At 69.9% G+C, this 13,629-nt stretch carries 11 protein-coding genes; 8 read left to right on the top strand and 3 right to left on the bottom strand.

Annotated features, from left to right (window positions below; translation table 11 throughout):
- Positions 1-98 precede the first annotated feature (98 nt).
- Positions 99-2,879: a pPIWI_RE module domain-containing protein gene (locus tag ACWGKT_RS25440; protein ID WP_453275514.1), complete on the top strand. Its 2,781-nt coding sequence runs from the start codon at positions 99-101 to the stop codon at positions 2,877-2,879.
- Positions 2,880-3,264: 385 nt separating this feature from the next.
- Positions 3,265-3,768: an 8-oxoguanine DNA glycosylase OGG fold protein gene (locus tag ACWGKT_RS25435; RefSeq protein ID WP_401350294.1), complete on the top strand. Its 504-nt coding sequence runs from the start codon at positions 3,265-3,267 to the stop codon at positions 3,766-3,768.
- 115 nt (positions 3,769-3,883) lie between these two features.
- On the opposite strand, the gene ACWGKT_RS25430 is transcribed toward ACWGKT_RS25435, so the two are convergent.
- Both ACWGKT_RS25430 and ACWGKT_RS25425 read right to left on the bottom strand, forming a co-directional pair.
- Positions 3,884-4,120 (bottom strand): DUF397 domain-containing protein, encoded by a 237-nt coding sequence (locus ACWGKT_RS25430; protein ID WP_401350292.1) that lies wholly within the window; start codon positions 4,118-4,120, stop codon positions 3,884-3,886.
- Positions 4,117-4,998 (bottom strand): Scr1 family TA system antitoxin-like transcriptional regulator, encoded by an 882-nt coding sequence (locus tag ACWGKT_RS25425; protein WP_401350289.1) that lies wholly within the window; start codon positions 4,996-4,998, stop codon positions 4,117-4,119. The genes ACWGKT_RS25430 and ACWGKT_RS25425 overlap by 4 nt, the downstream gene beginning before the upstream one ends.
- A gap of 221 nt (positions 4,999-5,219) precedes the next feature.
- On the opposite strand from ACWGKT_RS25425, the gene ACWGKT_RS25420 reads away from it, so the two are divergent.
- Together ACWGKT_RS25420 and ACWGKT_RS25415 are read left to right on the top strand one after the other, a co-directional pair.
- Entirely contained in the window at positions 5,220-6,581 is a 1,362-nt protein-coding gene (locus ACWGKT_RS25420) for a hypothetical protein (RefSeq protein WP_453275513.1), read from the top strand.
- 55 nt (positions 6,582-6,636) lie between these two features.
- Positions 6,637-7,341, top strand: coding sequence for a 2'-5' RNA ligase family protein (locus ACWGKT_RS25415; RefSeq protein WP_401350284.1), 705 nt, complete (start codon positions 6,637-6,639; stop codon positions 7,339-7,341).
- Here the strand turns inward: ACWGKT_RS25415 and ACWGKT_RS25410 are convergent.
- The gene (locus ACWGKT_RS25410; RefSeq protein ID WP_401350281.1) at positions 7,222-7,782 is read right to left on the bottom strand and encodes an ATP-binding protein; all 561 of its coding nucleotides are present in this window, start codon (positions 7,780-7,782) and stop codon (positions 7,222-7,224) included. The genes ACWGKT_RS25415 and ACWGKT_RS25410 overlap by 120 nt on opposite strands.
- 231 nt (positions 7,783-8,013) lie before the next feature.
- On the opposite strand from ACWGKT_RS25410, the gene ACWGKT_RS25405 reads away from it, so the two are divergent.
- The 4 genes from ACWGKT_RS25405 to ACWGKT_RS25390 form a co-directional block, all read left to right on the top strand.
- Positions 8,014-8,217, top strand: a complete 204-nt coding sequence (locus tag ACWGKT_RS25405; RefSeq protein WP_401350278.1) for an FxLD family lanthipeptide — start codon at positions 8,014-8,016, stop codon at positions 8,215-8,217.
- An 83-nt stretch (positions 8,218-8,300) separates the two neighbouring features.
- Positions 8,301-11,369 carry a lantibiotic dehydratase gene (locus tag ACWGKT_RS25400; RefSeq protein ID WP_453275512.1) on the top strand — a complete coding sequence of 1,023 codons (3,069 nt, stop codon included), beginning with the start codon at positions 8,301-8,303 and terminating at the stop codon, positions 11,367-11,369.
- Positions 11,366-12,541 carry a lanthionine synthetase C family protein gene (locus ACWGKT_RS25395; RefSeq protein ID WP_453275511.1) on the top strand — a complete coding sequence of 392 codons (1,176 nt, stop codon included), beginning with the start codon at positions 11,366-11,368 and terminating at the stop codon, positions 12,539-12,541. The genes ACWGKT_RS25400 and ACWGKT_RS25395 overlap by 4 nt, the downstream gene beginning before the upstream one ends.
- A gap of 86 nt (positions 12,542-12,627) precedes the next feature.
- Positions 12,628-13,629 (top strand): methyltransferase domain-containing protein (locus tag ACWGKT_RS25390; protein WP_453275510.1); only part of this gene is annotated, 1,002 nt, incomplete at its 3' end.

Raw genomic sequence — 13,629 nt, 5'->3', positions numbered from 1 at the left:
CCACTGTCCCTCCCGCGCCGGCGCATTGATGCACTCTCACGCATCGCAGGGACGCTCACTGACGCTTCTGACCGACCCGAACGGAGACCCACCCCGTCATGGCGTATGACCAAATTCAGCCTGCTGCCTTCATCCCGACGCGGGGAAGCGATCCATTCCTCGTGCCCCAATACGGACTAGCCTTCCCCCGAGCCTGGCGGGCTCCTCTCAAGGACCACTGGCAGCATGGCAAGCCCGAGCGGCGTGACCGCAGCAAGGTGTCGGTGCCCATCAAGCGGCTCAACCAGGTGATCGCCGCCGTTGCCCCCGACTTGGTGTCCGTGGCCAAGAAGGCACCACTCGACGATGGCCGGCCCTGGCTGTACGCGAACGCCCCCTATCCCAAGGCGGTGATGAGCACCTTCATCCATGCCTGGCTGCGCGATCTACAGCCGGGACCGGAGGGACATGCGAAGGTCAAGGAAACCGCCTCCTTGCTGAACATCGACAGCCTGGAGTGGGACCTCCTCGGCGTGGACATGCTGGAGCAGACGGTTAGCGATGGTGGCACCGCCGTGCCTGCGGATCACCTGTGGCGGCTTCTTCCCGAGATCCTCGCCGCCCGCATCGCTCGACAGGAGCCAGCCTACGAGCACTTCGGCGAACGGCTCACATTCCGGCAGGTCGCGATGGATGCGGGAGCCCCTGGGGCGGAACTCGTCTCCTGGCCTCCGCTGGAGCACTCCAATGGCCGTGGTGCGAAATCCCAGGTGTGGAACTACTCCGCGTACATCCGAGTTTGTCTCCGTACCGTTCCCTTCGACTCGACTCCCCGCATCCACCTATCCACGGGTGTACGCCGGTGGGTACGCGGCCCCGTTTGGTTGCCGCAGCGGGGAAGCGCCTCCGTCTACCTGCTGGCGGACCAGAGCCTTGTGCCTGACGGGCCCGACCCGGAACGGTTCGCGGTTGGTGGACTGCGCTGGGTACCTCAGACCGGGGGGTACGCTTGGGTTCAGGGAGGGCCAGAAGGGATGCTGAACCAGATCTCCGCCTTCCCCCGCTTCCCCTCACCCGACCTCATGGCCAAGGAGCCGGAGACTTGGCTCGCTGGCCGGGACGGCGTCACTGCAGCTGTGGTGCACCACACGATGATGGGACGACACGGAGTGCAGGCCGGAATCGCACCACAAGAACGGCGGCGGCTGACGGAGTGGGCTGCGGCATCGCTGTCCCCAGAGTTCACATGCGTCGGCACATCCCGACGCAGCGGGATCCGGCGCCAGACTCCGCACAACGTGCTGGAGGCCGCCGTATCCGTGCCGAAGAAAGCCACCGAAGAGGAAAAAACGAGGATCAACCGGGAGAACGCCGAGCGACGGGCACGCAACGCCGCCCGTCGGCGGCCCCTGCTCGCGCGCGCCGTTGGCCCCGCAGGTCTCACTGCCGTACTGCTGCACCAGACCGACACCATGCGCGATCACCTGGTCGCCGCAGCCGAGGAGAGCCTCGGGCTTGCGCAATACCGCACGACCAGTGGCCCCGAGCTGTGGCAGTGGGACCATCCCGACCTGACCGTGCGTCTCCACGTCAGGCAAGCCGGGGAACTCGTCGGCCCATTGGGTGAGGGCAGCGCCATGCGCCGAGGCGAGGAGTGGGACGCCGCCATGGATGCGCGACGACGGGCGGTGCGCGACGAACTGCGCGTGTGGACGGCAGAGCTGGGCACGTGCCCCCAGCTGGCGTTCGTCGAGCTGGAAGGCAAGGACGGTTTCCGACGCCGCACCAGCGACCCCAAGGCAGCGCTGCGCGTGGGACTTGCTGACGCTGGCCTGGTCAGCCAGTTCCTGGACCTCCCGGACCCGGTCGCCACCAAGCCAGAGGCTGTTTCGGACCCGCACAGGGCCAAGGCTGCCTGGAATGACGGTCTGCGACAGCTCGGCATGCGGTGCCTGCCCGAGCATTCACTCGGTGCGGCCATCCCCGAGGACCTGAACCAGCTCGCCTTCTGGCTCGTCAAGCGCAACGTCAGCCGCGACAACAAATATCCGCAGTTCACCCCGATCGCCGTACTCATCCGTCCCGGCCAAGACTGTGTGCTTGGCCGCACGGCGGACACATCGGACTGGGTGCCGTACCCCGAGCTGTTGCGCAGTCTCACAGGAAGGATCCGCAGCAAAGACCTCAGGACGAGGAAGCAGCAGGAGGACGCAACCGCCCTGTTCGTCAAGCAGACGCTGTATAAGTTGCGCGGCGAGCCGACCCTCGTCCTTACCCACGCCCAGAACACCCGCCAGCGCTGGCCGTGGCTGACCAACCCGGGGCTGGCCGTCGACCGTGTGAGCCTGGGAGCTGGACCACTTCAGCGGCTCGCCGCGCACGGCCGCCGCCTGCGGCTCGTTCGTGTCGCGAGCAACGACCGGGAGGAAACACCGCAGTGGTGGGCACCCGACGGGGACGAGGGCGCCGGCGTGGCCAAGGGGCTGTGGGTGCCCGATGACGCGCGGCAGGGCAATCGCGTCTTCCAGAGCACCTCGGACAAGGCAAGCCAGCACGGACACCCCCGTGACATGAGCAAATTCACCGAGCACCGCAACGCAGCTGGACGGTCCCTACGCATGCCAGGCACGTCGGCATGGAACCCCGAGATCCTCGATCTCTGTATGGCAGCACTTCAACCGGGTGACGATGCGGAACAGTGGGCCATGTACGTCCACCAGCAGCGTTTCCCGGACGACTACGACAACGCGCTGCAGCTTCCACTCGCCCTGCACCTCGCTCGGCTCGCCGCGAAGTATGCCGAACCCATGGAAGACACGGAGCGGGCCGAGCCGGGGACGGCCTCGATCGGGGCTACGCCCGAGCAGGGAGACGAGTATGAGTTGGAGGGCGAGGCGTAGGCAGTGCCTGCCGATCAACTCGTCCGCGACCTCGGATACGGGTTGCCGCCACGGCCGGAGCCCTGACCACACGGTATGGGCGCCCGGTCTTGTCATCCCTGCGGGGTGGGGGTGGCAAGGCCTATGGCTGACCTACGGAGCGTTTCCCACTTGGATGGCTCGCGGCGGCTGGCGCGACACGCCGGGTGTCCGAACCCTGCCGAGGAACAAGAGTGATTGTCCTGCCTGATGATGTCGACGTCCCTGACCGTGACACGGTCCTGGGGCAGGCGATTCCCTTCGACCGAGCCCGCTGGGCATCGCTGCTTCCGGCTTCCACTTGGTAGCCGACCGCGCTCGACGAGTGCCCGCATGCGGGCCGCTGGCCTCGGGTGGCCGGCGGACCGTGTTCGGCATCGCCGGCCAGGCCGACACAGTCGAAGGCCGCCGCCACCTACTTGTCGCCGCCTTGGTCTGGGGGACCGGCACCAAGGCGCGGTCGGTGAAGCGGCGCGCACACATCTTCGTGCGCTCCTCGCCCGCAGACATCGACGCCCGACTCGGCGAGGCACTCGACGTGCTCCGGGAACGAGGCGCCGCCGACGCGTACCGTGCATTAAACAGTGAGCAGCACATCCCGTACCTGGGGCCGGCGTTCTTCACCAAGGTGCTCTACTTCGCTGGCCACGGCGACGGCGCGGCGCCCCAACTCCCAGTCATTCTTGACAGCGTCGTCTCACGGGCTCTTGTGGCCACCGGTGCTGCGGACGCCAGTTGGCCGGGGAACGGCTGGACCACGGCCCAATACCGGCTGTACATGGACGGGGTGAATGAGTGCGCGCGAGCGCGAGGCGCCCTCCCCGATCAAGTCGAGGCAGCTCTGGTCTCCCACGGTAAGAAGCTGGCCTGATCGCGAGACACTGGCGCCGAACACGCTGGCGTAGGGCTGTGTCGCATACCCAGGAGACGTGCACTTCTGCAGGTCGAACTTCTGCTGGGGGAGGGCGCCGAGCTTCGCCAACTCGTCAGCTCTCGACACCAGCCGATCGGCTATCCGTGATGCCCTCTACCAGCGCCCGCATCGCCCGCCGCGAGAAGCTCAGCGGCGGACGACCAACATCCTTGGAGTCCCGTACGGCGACGAGGGTACCCAGTTCTGCGATCTCCACGCAGTCGTTGGCACCCCCGCTGTACGAGCTCTTCCGCCACTGCACGTGCGTGAGATTGACGTCGTGTTGGGCGGCCATGCTGGGCGTGCTCACTCTTCGAGCTCCTTGCTGATGCGGGCGATGCGGGTGCGGGTCTCCGACGGGTCGAGGGCGGTGTCCCTCAACTGGTCAAAGGTATCGGTGTAGTTGTCAACGTCGTCCGGGGATTCCAGGTACACGGAGTTCTTGGGGTTCTCCAGCCATACCAGGTTCGGTGTGGGGTCGGGGAAGGTCAGGATGACGAACGGGCCGTACAGCCCGGGATGTGCGCCGAGTGAGAACGGCAGGAGCTGCACGGTGACGTTCGGCTGCTCGCTCGCTTCCACCAGTTTTCGCATCTGGTCGCGCATCACGTTGACGGAGCCGACGGTCCTGCGCAGCACGGCTTCGTCGAGGATCGCCCAGAGCCTTGCGGGGACTTCGCCGCCCAGGCGGCTGCTCTGCCGCTCCATCCGGACCCTAACCAGGGACTCGATCTGGGGCGGGGGCAGGTCCTTCCTCATCCGGGAGATCACGGCACGTGCGTAGTCCTCGGTCTGGAGCAGTCCCGGCACGAGCATCGGCTGATAGCTGGCGAGGTGTGTCGCGCCGGCCTCCAGCGCGAGGTAGCCGTCGTAGCGGGTCGGGGTGAGCACCGTCGAGTACTTCCGCCACCAGGGCTTCTGCTGCTCCTTGTCCGCCCGCACGAGGTCGAGGACGTCGGCGCGCCGGTCTTCGTCCTCGATGCCGTACAGGTCCAGCAGGGCTCGGACGAGGACCGGTGTCGTACCGCGTTCGCCGTTCTCGATCCGGCTCAGTGACCCCTGGTTGACCTCCAGTTGGTCGGCGACCTCGGTGAGGGTGAGGCCGGTCGCGTCGCGCAGTTCTTTCAAGCGTGCCGCGAGCTGTCGCCGGTACACGGACTGCGGGACCAGGCTTCTCTTCAAGGCCATGTCGGAAGTCTCTCCGTACCGACGACGCCTCTACAACCCGAACGGGTCAACTTCACCAGACATATTGCCTAGTTGGTAGCTGTCTCGGCATGCTGTCAGAAGTCACGGCGCGTGTTCGTACGGGGCTTGCGCCGCACCCGACCGATGGGCGATGCGCCACCACCGCACCACTTGCGCGCGCTTCCGTATCGGTCCCGCACGCCGCACCGGGAGGGTGGGCCATGCCACGGACGACGCTGTTCCGGCAGCTGCTCCAGCAACGGCACCTGACGACGCACGAGGCTTTCGCCGCTCAGTACGAGCGGGCCGCTGTCCGGCTGGCGGAACTCGACCGTGACCCCCGCCTGGCGTCCCTTCAGGTATCTTCGCGTCAGTTCGACCGGTGGTACGGCGGGGAGTTACTGACTCTGCCCCGCCCTGACGCCTGCCGAGTGCTGGAGCACATGCTGGGCAGACCCGTGTCCGAGCTGTTCTTCACGGCGTACGACAGCGACGCGGCGGCGGCCGACGGGGACTCCGCGCAGGACCCCGTGGAGGAGCCGCGCGCACATCGTCGCGCGCCGAGCCTTCCTCCGCCCCGCGAGGACGACGAGAACCCACTCCACATCGTCGCCCGGTCTCGGCAGCTGCTGGCCAGCAACGCCGACGACGCCACGCTCGCCTTCCTCGGCTCATCCCTGGAGGACATCGCCGGCCGGTACGAACAGGACGGGCCGTACGTCCTGCGCCCCCAAGCCCGCCAGGTGCGGCGGCTCACCCACACCCTGCTCGCCGGCCGCCAGCCCCCACGCGCGCGCCGCGAGCTCTTCCGCATCGCCGCCCGCGCCTCCGGCCTGCTCGGCTACATGGCGGTGAACATGGGCGACTTCGCCCTCTCGGAGGCGTACAGCACCGAAGCCCGGGACCTGAGCCGTGAGATCGGCGACCTGGACACCGACCTCTGGGCGTGCGGCACCCTCTCCTTCAGCCTCTACTACGCTGGCCGGTACGCCGAGGCGGACGCCTGCGCCGCCGCAGCCGTCGAGCGGGCCCCGCGCCACGCCCAGTCCATCCGCCTGCTCGCCAACGGCCGGGCCCGGGCCCTCGGCAAGACCGGCGACCGGCGTGGGGTCGCGCAGGCCATCGGACAGGCGCTCCGGCTCTCCGACCTCCACGAGGTGCCGGTCGGGCTGACCTCCTGCATCTCCTTCGAGCCGTACGGCCAGGCCCGGACGCTGGCCAACGCCGTCACGTCCCACGTGGCGCTGCACAACGCGGCGCAGGTGCTGCGCGACGCCGAGCACATCGACGACCTCGTGGAGCACTCGACCTCCTCCTGGAGCCGCGCGCTCGTCCGGCTCGACGTCGCCACCGCGCTGTTGCAGCAGCGCACACCCGACGTCGACCACGCGATGGCGCTGGGCGGTGAGGCCCTGCGGCTGTGCGGAGACACCCCGATCAGCTCCGTCTACCAACGCTCCCGAGGCCTGCGTGAGCAGGCCGGGCCATGGCGTGATCACCCGGCCGTGCGCGATTATGGCGAGGAGTTCCGGACCTGGAGCTCGCAGCCAGCGGCCCTGGCCATCGCGTCGTCCGCGTCGTAGGCGCCGTCGGTGTCGTCGTACGCTGGGGCAGTGTGAAGCCGAAGGAGTACGACGGGTGCCCCTGCTCAGCGCCGACCCCGCCGCGTTCCCCGCCGAGCCCCCCGCCGACACGCACGACCCGGCGGTCACCGCGGCCCACGACTGGGCGGCGTTCAGCGCACTCGACGAGATGACCGACCACTGGGCACGCCCCGGCTGGTCGGACGGCAGCCGGGCGTACTACTGGATGCTGGCCTTCCCGCGCCATCAACAGCTCGCGGCCCTCGCCGGGCACTGCCAGGAGGAGCTGGATCCCCTCGGCCTCGACCCGGTACCGACGGACGCCCTGCACATCACCCTCGCCCGAGTGGGATCACCGGACGCCGTCACCCCCTGCCAACTGGACAACCTGGCGCGGGACGCCGAGGCGCTGCTGCCCTCCGCGTTCGCCGTACGCGCCATGCCGCTGGCCGGATCCCGAGGCGCCGTCCGCCTGTCCCTCGGCCCCTGGGAACCCCTGCTCTGGCTGCACCATGCGCTGGCCAAGGCGGGCAGCGGCGCCGGTCTGGCCCCGAAGAAGCCGACGTCCGCCTTCCGACCGCACCTCAGCCTGGCGTACAACAACCGCCGTCGCCCTGCCGCCCCCGTCATAGAGGCGGTCTCAGGGCTCCGCGCTCTCCCAGCCGTCGAACTCTCCGTGTCCACAGTCCAGTTGGTCGAGCTCCGCCGCGAGGGGCGCACGTACCGCTGGAATGTACGAAAGGACATCCCGCTCGGCTAGCCCGTCGGCGTCCAAGGCGAGAACCGCGATCACTTCCTTGCCGATCGCGGTGGGGCGGGCCGACCACCCGTAGGCCAGGTCCTCGACGAGCAGTAACCCGAGACCGCTGTCCGGCAGGTCGTCCAGCGACATCTCCGCGGACCGTGCCCGGACTCTGGACACATCTCGTCCGGCGTCATGGACGCGCAGCACCGCCACGTTCCAGTAGATCTCCACACACAGGCAGTCGGGACCGCTGGCCGTGTGTCTGACCGCGTTTCCCACCAGTTCCGAGACGACGAGAACGGCGTCGTCGATCCGCTCGGGACGGGCGTAGCCCTTGAGGGCTTCCTGCACATGTCTGCGTGCGAGACCGGACGGCTCCGCGCAGTCCGCCAGCTTGACCCAATGACGCCTTACTGGTGTCCGCCTGCTGAGGCGCTCTTCGTCCACCGCGTCCATCGCCGCTTCTCGTTTCCGCTAGGCACTGGACGATCCAGCCTCGCCACGCGTGAGGCGCAGCGGTACGCCGCGCCTTCGCCTCCTCGCTCGCCGCCGGACGGCGGACGAACGGCGTGCTGACGGCGTACCGCCGCCGACCGCCCCCGGTGAGGCTCTTCGTCGAGGCGCCGGCCCTTGGCGCCGGGCAGCACGACGAAACGTTCGGATCCTTCCGACGCGAGAGGAAGCGCCATGACCACGACCACGCTCAGCCCGGTCACGACGGCCACGACCGAGGAGTCCGCCGCGACGGACGTCCCCCATGTGGTCACCGACCCGTTCGACATCGACCTGACCGTCATCACGGAGATCGACACCGACCTGCTTCCCAAGGCGTGCGACACCGGTGACGGCTGCAAGCCGTCCTGCGCCTCGTCCTGCGCGAGCGCCGTCTGACAGCGGCTCGTGGGCGGGGCCGGGAGCCCTTTCACTCCCGGCCCCGCCGCCCGGTCCCAGCACTGATGGCGGAGGTAGTGGAAATGGGAAGTGGAAGCGACGGAAAGCTCTACCAGCACACGGGCGCGGCACTGCTCCGGGCCGCCGCGACGCCGCTGACGGGCCTGCCGGGATGGTGGCCCGATCCATCCGACACGGACGCGTGCGGCAGGTGGCTGAAACAGGTGTGGTCCGACGCGAGGTTCGCCGACGCCGTTCGGCAGGCGAGCGGCGATCTCGCCGCGCGGGTCGACGCGATCTGTGCCGGGCAGCCGGCACGTCCCAAGCAGGTCCGGCGCGCCGCCATGGCCACCGTCCGCTACCTGCTGCGAGCCACCGGGCGACCCACCCCGTTCGGCCTCTTCGCCGGGGTGGCGCCGGTCAGCGTGGGTTCCCCGCCGTACGCGAGATGGGGAGACATACACCGGGCCATGGCGCGGGTGGACACCCAGTGGCTGGACGACGTCGTCGTCCGCCTGGAGGCGTGCCCCGACCTGCTGGAACGCCTGGACGTGGTACTGAACAACCTGGCGGGACGCCGCGGAGGACGCCTGCACGTCCCGCACGGCGGACCGATGGGGGCCACCGTCCGGCGCACCAGCGCGGTCCACCTGATCGCGACCCTCGCGCGCGAGCCGGTCCGCTTCGCCACCCTCGCGGAGCAGTTGGCCGCGTCCTTTCCCCGAACCGAGCCGCGGAACATCGGCACACTGCTCGGCGCGCTCGTGCGCGAGAAGTTCCTGATCACCAGCCTGCGCCCGCCGATGACCGACACCGATCCGCTGTCCCACCTGATCGAGCGGCTGCACGTCGCGGACGCCGGTACGGTGCCGGAGGCCGCGAAGGTTCTGGACGAACTGGAAGCGGCGCAGCGTGCCGTGCACGATCACAACCGGCTTCCCGCCACCCACCAAGGGCAGCAACGGGAGGCGCTGACAGCCCACTTGCGCCAGCTCTCCGGCGCGGGCCGAAACCCGCTGGCCATCGACCTGCGGCTGGACGCTGAGGTACGGATACCCGAGAGCGTCGCGCTCGAGATGGAGCGGGCCGCCGATGTGCTGCTGAGGCTGACGCGCCGACCGGCAGGCCAGGGTGTGTGGAAGGAGTACCAGGTCGCCTTCTGGGAGCGGTACGGCACCGGCACGCTGGTGCCGGTCAAGGAGGTAGTCGACCCGGCCTCCGGGCTCGGCTACCCGGCCGAGTACCCCGGCAGCCGAAGGACCGCGCCGCCACCGGTGGTCTCCGAGCGCGACGAGCGGCTGCTGGCCCTGGCCTGGCAGGCACTGGCCGACGGCGGCAGGGAGATCGTCCTCACCGACGACCTGGTCGAGCGTCTGGCCGACGAGACGATGGCCGCGCAGGAGGCACCGCCCCACGTGGAGATGTGCGCGCGCCTGCACGCCCACAGCCTGCCCGCGCTGGAACGCGGGGACTTCACGCTCACCGTGACACCGGCCCGCGCGGCGGGAACGCTCACCTCCCGGTTCTCACCGGTCGCCACCGGCTCTGGCCTCGACGAGATCTACCGCCAGGTCCCCGCGAGCGTCGAGAACGCGCTGACCGCCCAGCTCTCCTTTCCGCCGCTGTACCCGCACACCGAGAACGTCGCTCGCGTCCCCGCCTATCTCCCGCACGTGATCCCGCTGGGCGAGCACCGCGGCCCCGCCGACACCGGGCCGACGCTCATCGACGTCGACGACCTCGCGGTCACGGCCACGCACACCCGCCTGTACCTGGTCAGCATCTCCCGCCGCCGCGTGGTGGACCCGCAGGTCTTCCACGCCATGGCCTTGGACAAGCAACCCCCGCCCCTGGCCCGGTTCCTGGCGCACCTGACCCGCGCCTTCGGCCCCGCCTGGACCGGCTTCGACTGGGGACCGCACGGCGCGCGGCTGCCGTTCCTGCCCCGCGTCCGCCACGGGCGCGTGATCCTCTCGCCCAGCCGCTGGAACCTGACCGCAGACGCTCTGCCAGGTCGTGGAGCGGAGACGCGCGAGTGGGCGGACGCCCTCGGCCGGTGGCGGAAGCGGTGGCACTGCCACGGTGCCGTCGAGCTACGAGAGGACGACCGGACGCGGCGGCTGCGGCTCGACGTGCCAGCCCACGTCGCCGTCCTGCGCGCCCACCTCGCCCGGGAAGGCCAGGCCGTACTCACCGAGGCGCCACCCGAGGAGAGCTACGGCTGGATCGACGGCCACGTCCACGAGATCGCCCTGCCGATGACCAGCACGCGCCCGCCGGCCCCTGACCCGCTCTCCGGCCCCCTCCCCGTGCTCACCAACAACACCCTCGGACCCGTACCGGGATCGGTGTGGGCACCCTGGCTGAACGCCAAGATCTACACCCACCCCGACCAGTTCGAGGAGCTGATCGCCACCCACCTCGCGCAGCTCACGGCCCAGCTCCCCGACGCACCCGAGTGGTGGTTCGTCCGATACCGCAGCCCGCACGACCTCGACCACCTGCGCCTGCGCATCCGCACCCGCAGCGCCGGGCAGCACGCGGCCTGCACCGAGCTCGTCGCCCGATGGGCCGCGGCGCTGCGCCGCGAGGGGCTCAGCAGTCGACTCGTGTTCGACACCTACACCCCGGAGGTCGGCCGCTACGGCCCCGGCGCCGTCCTGCGCGGTGCGGAGGCGGTGTTCACGGCTGACTCCGCCTACACCCTCGCCGCACTGCGGGGCCTGCGAGCCGAGGGCGTCGACGACGTCGACGGTCGCGCGCTGGCCGCCGTCGGCATGGTGGACATCGCCCGCGGCCTGCTCGGCCCCGACGAGGGTATGCGATGGCTGGCGCGCCGCCCGGCACCTGGGGCCCGCGGCGAACGAGGCGTCAGAGACCAGACCATTGACCTCGTTCGCCACGCCACGCCCCGGGCCCGTGGCTGGGGCGAAGCGTTGGCCGGCGCCTGGCACCGCCGCGTCGTGGCCCTGACGCTGTATCGCGAGCACCTCGCCGAGGGCATGGACCGCGACTCCGTCCTGGAGTCCCTGCTTCACATGCACCACAACCGCCTGCGTGGCCTGGACCGTGAGGATGAGGGGATCTGCCGCCACCTGGCCCGTCAGTCCGCCGTCGCGTGGGCCGCATGGCCAAGGGAAAGCCGCCCATGAGCCACGACACGCCGCCCACACCCACCAGACCCGACTGGGGCCAGTCGCTGTACGCCGGCGCCGCGGGAGCCGCTCTGTTACATGCCGTCAGGACCCGCACCGGAGAAGACGACAGGGACGCGCTCCGGCCGTGGGCCGCCGCCATGGTCAAGGGCCCGATCCAGGCCGCTCCCGAAGCATGCGGCCTGTACGAGGGCGCCCCGGCCGTCGCGTACGTCCTCAGTTTCACGCACACCGACACCGCCAACCGCGCTCTGGCGACCCTGGACACACACCTCGCCGACGTCACACGCCACCGCCTCAGGCAGGCACACGCACGCATCGACCGCGGCGCGCTGCCCAACCTGGGCGAGTACGACCTCATCAGCGGACTGACCGGGCTGGGTGCGTACCACCTGCACCGCGGCCACCGGACGGAGCTGCGGGACACCCTCGCCTACCTGGTGCGGCTGACCGAGCCGATCACCGTCGAGGCTCAGCTCATCCCTGGCTGGTGGACCAGCGACAGCCCCGATCTGCGCCCGTCGCCGCGATGGCCCGGCGGACACCTGAACTTCGGTCTTGCCCACGGCATCAGCGGACCGCTCGCGCTGCTGGCCACGGCCATGCGTCATGGCCACACGGTGCCCGGCCAGCGGCAGGCCATCATCCGGATCTGTGAACGGCTTGATCGGTGGCGCGACGGCACCGGCACGCGCACCTGGTGGCCGGACCTGATCACCCGAGCCGAACACCGGCGCGGCATTCTCCAGCACCAAGGCCCCGGACGCCCGTCCTGGTGCTACGGCACCCCTGGCATCGCCCGCGCCCAACAACTCGCCGGTATCGCCCTCGGCGACCGCGACCGGCAACGCCAGGCCGAACAGGCCCTGGCCGGATGCCTGGCCGACGACCAGCAACTCGCCCAGCTCACCGACGCGTCCCTCTGTCACGGCTGGGCGGGGCTCATACAGACCGCCTCCCGTGCCGCTGCCGACGCCGTCGACGACGAGCTTGCGGGACACCTGCGTCGTCTGCGGACCCGGCTCGACGAGCACTTGGACCACAGCGGACCACCGGACGGCGTCGGCCTCATGGACGGCACGTCGGGCGTTCATCTGGTTCGCCTCAGCGACCCCGCCAACACGGCGATCACCGTCCCCTGGGACCGCTGCCTGCTCGTGGCGGGATGACGCCGCGAACCGCACCCCGAACCACAGCGAATGAGTACGATCTGCCCCTGCCGTACGCACGGCCGGGCACCTTCCGGAAGGACGCGATGAACAACACCACCGGTGCCTCCCCCGAGGACCTGCGTAACCGCCTGGTCGACGCCATCCTGAAGCAGGAGGTCTCCGGCCTCCGCGACGCACGCGTCGAAACCGCCATGCGGACCGTACCCCGCCACGCCTTCCTCCCCGACGCGACCGTCGAGGAGGCGTACGCCAACAAGAGCGTGACCATCAAGGTGAACCCGGACGAGGACGCACTTCCGCTGAGCTGCGCCTCCCAGCCCGACGTCGTGCACTTCATGCTGGTCCAGCTCGCGGTCCGTGAAGGCGACAACGTCTTCGAGATCGGCGCCGGCACCGGTTACAACGCCGCCCTGCTCAAGCACCTCACCGGGACGTCCGGAGAGGTCACCACGTGCGACATCGCGCCCGACGTGACCGCCTACGCCCGCCGGATGCTGGACGCGAACGGATACAGCGACGTTCGCGTGGTCACGAGGGACGGCGCCCTGGGCGCCCCGGAGTTCGGTCCCTACGACCGGATGATCGCGGCGGTCGGCATGTGGGATCTCCCCGGCGCCTGGTGGGACCAGCTCGCCGTCGGCGGACGCCTCGTGGTCCCGCTGCGATGGCGCGGGCTGTCCAGGTCCGTGGCGTTCCGACGGGAGAAGGACCTGATGCGGTCCGACTCCGTCAGGATGTGCGGCTTCCTCCCGGTGATCGGCCAGGACGGGGAGCGCGACGACTACATCGACGACAACCGGCTCGTCAGGCTCTACTGGGACGAGGACCAGCCCGTCGCCCCCGACCTCCTGCGCGACGTCCTCACCCGCCCGAAATCGGTCGTCTGGACGGAGGCGACAGTCGGCTCCGTCGAGTCCTTCGACGGCCTCTGGCTACGCCTGAGCGCCGCCGAGCGAGCGACCTGCCGCATCACCGCGAAGGCCGCGGCGATTGTGGGCCGGCCCCCACGCCCCCCCCCCCCACGCCCGAGCCCCCCCCACCGAGAGGGGGGGGCGCAAGCCAAAAACAAACAGGGGGGGCGCCCC

It is taken from the genome of Streptomyces sp. NPDC054794 (assembly GCF_053611585.1).
This window is presented reverse-complemented; position numbering and strand designations above follow the sequence as displayed.